Annotated in this window: 5 protein-coding genes; 4 read left to right on the top strand and 1 reads right to left on the bottom strand. The window is 67.1% G+C overall.

The window, feature by feature from the left end; translation table 11 throughout:
• Window positions 1-119: 119 nt before the first annotated feature.
• The 3 genes from IE99_RS0128275 (at window position 120) to IE99_RS32260 (ending at window position 3,865) form a co-directional block, all read left to right on the top strand.
• Entirely contained in the window at window positions 120-2,081 is a 1,962-nt protein-coding gene (locus tag IE99_RS0128275; RefSeq protein ID WP_157610539.1) for a beta-glucosidase, read from the top strand.
• Window positions 2,082-2,752: 671 nt separating this feature from the next.
• Window positions 2,753-2,920, top strand: a complete 168-nt coding sequence (locus IE99_RS32255) for an STAS domain-containing protein (RefSeq protein ID WP_169744502.1) — start codon at window positions 2,753-2,755, stop codon at window positions 2,918-2,920.
• A 24-nt stretch (window positions 2,921-2,944) separates the two neighbouring features.
• The gene (locus IE99_RS32260) at window positions 2,945-3,865 is read left to right on the top strand and encodes an STAS domain-containing protein (protein WP_157610541.1); all 921 of its coding nucleotides are present in this window, start codon (window positions 2,945-2,947) and stop codon (window positions 3,863-3,865) included.
• Between the two features lie 241 nt (window positions 3,866-4,106).
• On the opposite strand, the gene IE99_RS32535 is transcribed toward IE99_RS32260, so the two are convergent.
• The gene (locus tag IE99_RS32535) at window positions 4,107-4,307 is read right to left on the bottom strand and encodes a hypothetical protein (RefSeq protein ID WP_169744503.1); all 201 of its coding nucleotides are present in this window, start codon (window positions 4,305-4,307) and stop codon (window positions 4,107-4,109) included.
• Here IE99_RS32535 and IE99_RS0128295 point away from each other — a divergent pair.
• Window positions 4,297-4,794 carry a transposase family protein gene (locus IE99_RS0128295; protein WP_169744504.1) on the top strand — a complete coding sequence of 166 codons (498 nt, stop codon included), beginning with the start codon at window positions 4,297-4,299 and terminating at the stop codon, window positions 4,792-4,794. The genes IE99_RS32535 and IE99_RS0128295 overlap by 11 nt on opposite strands.
• Window positions 4,795-4,857: the final 63 nt, after the last annotated feature.

Genomic DNA, 4,857 nt, shown 5'->3' on the forward strand with positions numbered 1-4,857 from the left:
AATGCTGAGCCCGATGGACTACGAGGAACGACACCGAACCTCGAGCCCGACCACCTGACCCATCTCACCCCAGCTGTCCGTGCTACGGGGGGAACCTCACCACTCTTGTCGTGAGGGCCATGACCGACGACGAGAAACTCAACCTGATGGCAGGTGATGATCTGGTCGGTCCGCTGCGTGCAGCCGACGACCCGGCGTTCCGGGCTGGAACAGTCCACGGCGTCGCCCGGCTCGGCATTCCCGATCTGCACCTGGTGGACGCTGGGTCGATGGGACTCAAGCAGGGCCCCAACACCGCACTGGCTGCGGGATTGTCGTTGGCCGCCACCTTCGACACGCGCGCCGCCGCCACCGCCGCCGGTGTGGTGGCCGACGAGGCCGCTCGGCGCGGCAATGACATCATTTTGGGCCCGGCGACCGACCTTATGCGCGTGCCGCAGGGCGGCCGCACTTTCGAGTCCTACGGCGAGGACCCACTGCTGGCCGCGCGCATGGGCGTCTCCTGGATCCGAACCGTGCAGAATGCCGGATTGATGGCGCAGGTCAAGCACTTCCCCGCTAACAACCAGGAGGCCAACCGCTACGGCGTCAACGCAGTGATCTCTCAGCGTGCGCTGCGCGAGATCTACCTACCGCCGTTCGAGGCCGCCGTCCGGGAGGCCAAGGTCGCCACCGTGATGTGCGGCTACAACCTGGTCAACGGGCAGCCGAGCTGCTCCAACACCGCATTGCTGAGCACCGTACTACGCAAGCAGTGGGGCTTTGACGGGTTCGTCGTCAGCGACTGGCTGGCAGCGGTGAAGAACACCGACGGCTCGCTGAAGGCTGGGCTGGATCTGGAGATGCCGGTCGGCGCCTTCTACACACCTCCCCTGCTGCGCGCCTCCCTGAACAAAGGCACGGTCACATGGTCCGATATCGATCGGACGCTGACCGTTCGGCTGCGGACAATGTTCTCCTACGGAATGTTCGACCGGCCACAGCGCGCGAACACCGGGAGTATCGACTACCGGGCACACGCCGTCACTGCGCAGAAACTCGCTGAGCAGGGAATCACCCTGTTGAAGAACAACGGCAATGTGCTGCCGCTCAGGTCCGGGACCAAGGTCGCTGTCATTGGTAAGGCCGCCGACCAGTTTCGTAGCGGCATCGGCTCGATGTACGTTAAGCCCGTCTCCACTATCACCCCGCGCCAGGGCATCGCCGCCCGCGGCGGCGCCGGAGCGGTCACCTACCAGGACGGCCAGAACCTAGCCGCTGCAGTGCGAACCGCGCGTAACGCACAGGTCGCCGTGGTGGTCGTGGCCGACGCCCGCGCCGAGGACGCCGACATCACTTGCTTGACCCTGAAGTGCGCTGGCGCCAAGGACAAGACCTTAGGCGACCAGGAAAAACTCATCACCGAGGTCGCCAAAGCCAACCCGAACACCATCGTGGTCCTGCAAACCGGCGGGCCGGTCCTCACTCCCTGGGCCGCCAAGGTCCGTGGCATCGTCCAGGCCTGGTACGCCGGTGGCCACGGCGGCGCCGCCATCGCCCGCGTCCTGTACGGCGACGTCGATCCTGGCGGACGCCTACCGGTCAGCTTCCCTGCCCGCGCCACCGATGCCCCTGCCGCCGGAAACCCCGCTCACTACCCCGGCACCGACGACAAGGCCGTCTACGCCGAAGGCATATTTGTCGGTTACCGCCATTACGACACCCGCAACCTCACCCCGGCATTTCCGTTCGGCCACGGCCTGTCCTACACCACCTTCAAACTGTCGAATCTGAAGGCCACTCGCACGACCGTCACAGCCACCGTCACCAACACCGGCAAACGTCCTGGCTATGCCGTCCCGCAGCTGTACCTGGGCCTGAGAGCCGCCGTCGGCGCCCCCCAGCCGCCCCGTCAGCTCAAGGGCTTCAGTAAAATGCTTCTTGTCCCGGGCCAATCGGCCAAGGTGACATTCTCGCTGGATGCCCGGGCACTGTCTTACTGGGACCAGTCCACCCAGTTATGGAAAAAGGCGCCCGGCTGCACTAAAGCCGTGGTCGGCACCTCATCCCGGGACGCAGCCCTTAGCGCAACAATCTGCTAATCTGGCCAGATTGGACGGATTCGATTTCTGTGGCGTCTGCCGCGCTGGCCGGAACGGGAATCCGGTGTCTCGTTCCGGCCCGCTGCGATCTCGTCCCGGACGCGTTACGGCGCGAGCCGGGTTTCACACGACCGGGTAGGTGTTCGGATACCGGATCACGCGAGACCCGAACGGCCAGACGAGTTCCTCCGCCGGGACGGCGAGGCGCAGCGCTGGCAGCCAGCGCTGCACTCACCGTTTCCTCCAGTCGTCGGCGCACCAGCCCGACTCGGCCTTCTCCATGACCGTCATCGTGGTCTGGAGAGCGACCTGGACCAGAAGCGCCAACTCCAACCCGACGCCCTTGCCCAATATCACCCGCGACGCCGCCTTCCCGATCAGAGTCGCCGAAGGACAGGCCCCGAACTATCGCACCCGGTAGGGATTCGATCAAGAGGGGCGCACACGTCGTAGAAGCTTCGCAACGCAGGTGAGACGCTGCTCGATGCACAGACCCTCCACCGACACGCTGCCCTTCTAAGTCGTCAGGGAGATGTCCCTGTCCCCGGTGTCCCCACTGTCCCTGCCTCGGCCCGATCAAGGCTCTGACCTGCATGGGCAATGTCTGCAGGTGCTGTCCCCGCGGTGTCCCTGAGGCTGTCCCCGCGGACGCGTCGAGGTTGCTGTGGCCGGTGGTCACGGTCGCCGGGGAACTGAACATCGGGACCGCTGCCGCATTCGGCGCGCACCTCACCCAGGCCATCGATTTTCGTAGCCCACCCCGCGTCGAGGTGGACCTGGCCGCTGTGGCGTTCTGCGACTCCTCCGGCCTGCGTGAACTCATCAGCGCGTGGAAGTGAATCCACGCCGCGGGCGGCCGCCTGGTGCTGCTGAACCCCGCCCGCCGGATGGCGCGGATGCTGAGGCTGACCGGCGTGGACACCCGGCTGGAGGTCCGGACCGCACTGCCCGTCCGGCGGGCCGCGCCCGGCTGGACAGCGGCGGCCCCGTCCGGCCTGCTGCTCTTTCGAGTCGCCGGGGACATGTCCCTGTCCCCGGTGTCCCTGCTGTCCCCGTTCGGCCCGATCAAGGCTTTGACCTGCATGGGCAATGTCCCCGGGGACTGTCCCCGCGGTGTCCCTGAGGCTGTCCCCGGCGGGCGCGTCGAAGTTGTTGTGGCCGGTGGTCATGGTCGCCGGGAGCTGGATGCTTGGACCGCCGCTGCGTTCGGTGTGTGCCTCGCCCAGGCCATCGGTATGCGCGCCTGGCCGCACGTCGCGGTGGACCTGGCCGCGCTGCGGTTCTGCGGCTCCTCCGGTCTGCGCGAACTCATCATCGTGTGGAAGTGGATCAACGGCGAGGGCGACGGCCTGGTGCCGCTGAACCCCGCCGGCCGGATGGCGCCTGCTGAACCTGACCGGCGTGCACACCCGGCTGGAGATCCGCGCCGCACTGCCCGTCCCGCGGGCCGCGCCCGGCTGAACAAGCGGCAGTCCCGTCCGGCTCGCTGCTCTTTCGAGTCGCCGGGGACATGTCCCTGTCCCCGGTGTCCCTGCTGTCCCCGCTGCGGCCCGATCAAGGCTCTGACCTGCATGGGCAATGTCTGCAGGGACTGTCCCCGCGGTGTCCCCGAGGCTGTCCCCGCGGACGCGTCGAGGTTGCTCTGGCCGGTGGCCATGGTCGCCGGGAAGCTGAACATCCGGACCGCCGCCGCGTTCGGTGCGCACCTCGCCCAGGCCATCGGCCTGCGCACGCCGCTGCACGTCGCGGTGGACCTGGCCGCGCCGTCGGCCTCGTCCGGCTGAACGGGCGGCGGCCCTCGTTCCGAACCGGTTTGGGAACTTGGGTTCCTTGGCATCCGATGCGGAGGACGTGGAGCCCAGTGTCGCTGGCCAGGTGAAGCCCCGCCGGTCCGGCTCCCGAGCAATCCACTGCGACCTGCTCTCAAGCGTTCCCGTCTGATGCGAATTTTTCGCATCTGATGCGAGTGCCGGTGAAGCCCCCGAGGCCGGATCGTTGTCGTCGACTGCCTGGTTCTCGCCCTGCTCAGGCCGTCTCCTGGTCGGCCCGGCTCAGGGTTGGGATGCCGTGCGTGTCGGGTGCGCGTCTGGGCGGGAATCTGTCGACGACGCGTGAAGACTGGATCAGGCACACTTTCCGTGATCGGGCCGTCGAGTAGGTCACGGTTTGGGTGTTCTGGCCGGTAGCGCGCTTGTTGATCACGAGCATCTGCAGCGTGTCGATCAAGGAGTTGCTGGCTGGCCTGTTTCCTCATCTCGCGCGTGTGTGCGTTGACCAGGTGATCTGTTCCGGCGCGACGATCCGGCTGCGGGCCAGGACCGGCACCACCGAGGCGGCGTGTCCGGGGTGTGGAGTGCGGTCCCGGCGGCTGCACAGCCACTACGAGCGGCGGTTGTCCGATACCGCTGTCGGTGGCCAGGAGCTACTGATCCACCTGCGAGTTCACCGGTTCTTGTGCCGCAACGACTCCTGCGCCAAGAAGACGTTCGTCGAGCAGGTCCCGGGGTTGACGGTCCGTTATGGCCGGCGCAGTCTCGGAGCCTCGGCGGCGTTGCAGGCGATCTCGCTGGCCCTGGGCGGCCGTGCCGGTGCCCGGCTGGCCGGGCACTTGGCGGCCTCGGTGAGCCGGATGACGCTGATCAGGATGCTTCGCCGGCTGCCCGACCCGGTAGTCGAGGCTGAGGGGCCCCGCGCTTTCCGGACAGCTGACTGATGGTGATCTGCGGGCAGATCTACGCTGCTTGCTGCCGGTCCAGGTACTCGGTGTGGACCTCAA

It is taken from the genome of Spirillospora albida (assembly GCF_000718255.1).
GTDB lineage: Bacteria > Actinomycetota > Actinomycetes > Streptosporangiales > Streptosporangiaceae > Spirillospora > Spirillospora albida.

Bases quoted from the DNA above. Each gene is read 5' to 3' on its own strand.
- IE99_RS0128275 (WP_157610539.1), top strand. From the start codon at position 120: ATGACCGACGACGAGAAACTCAACCTGATGGCAGGTGATGATCTGGTC.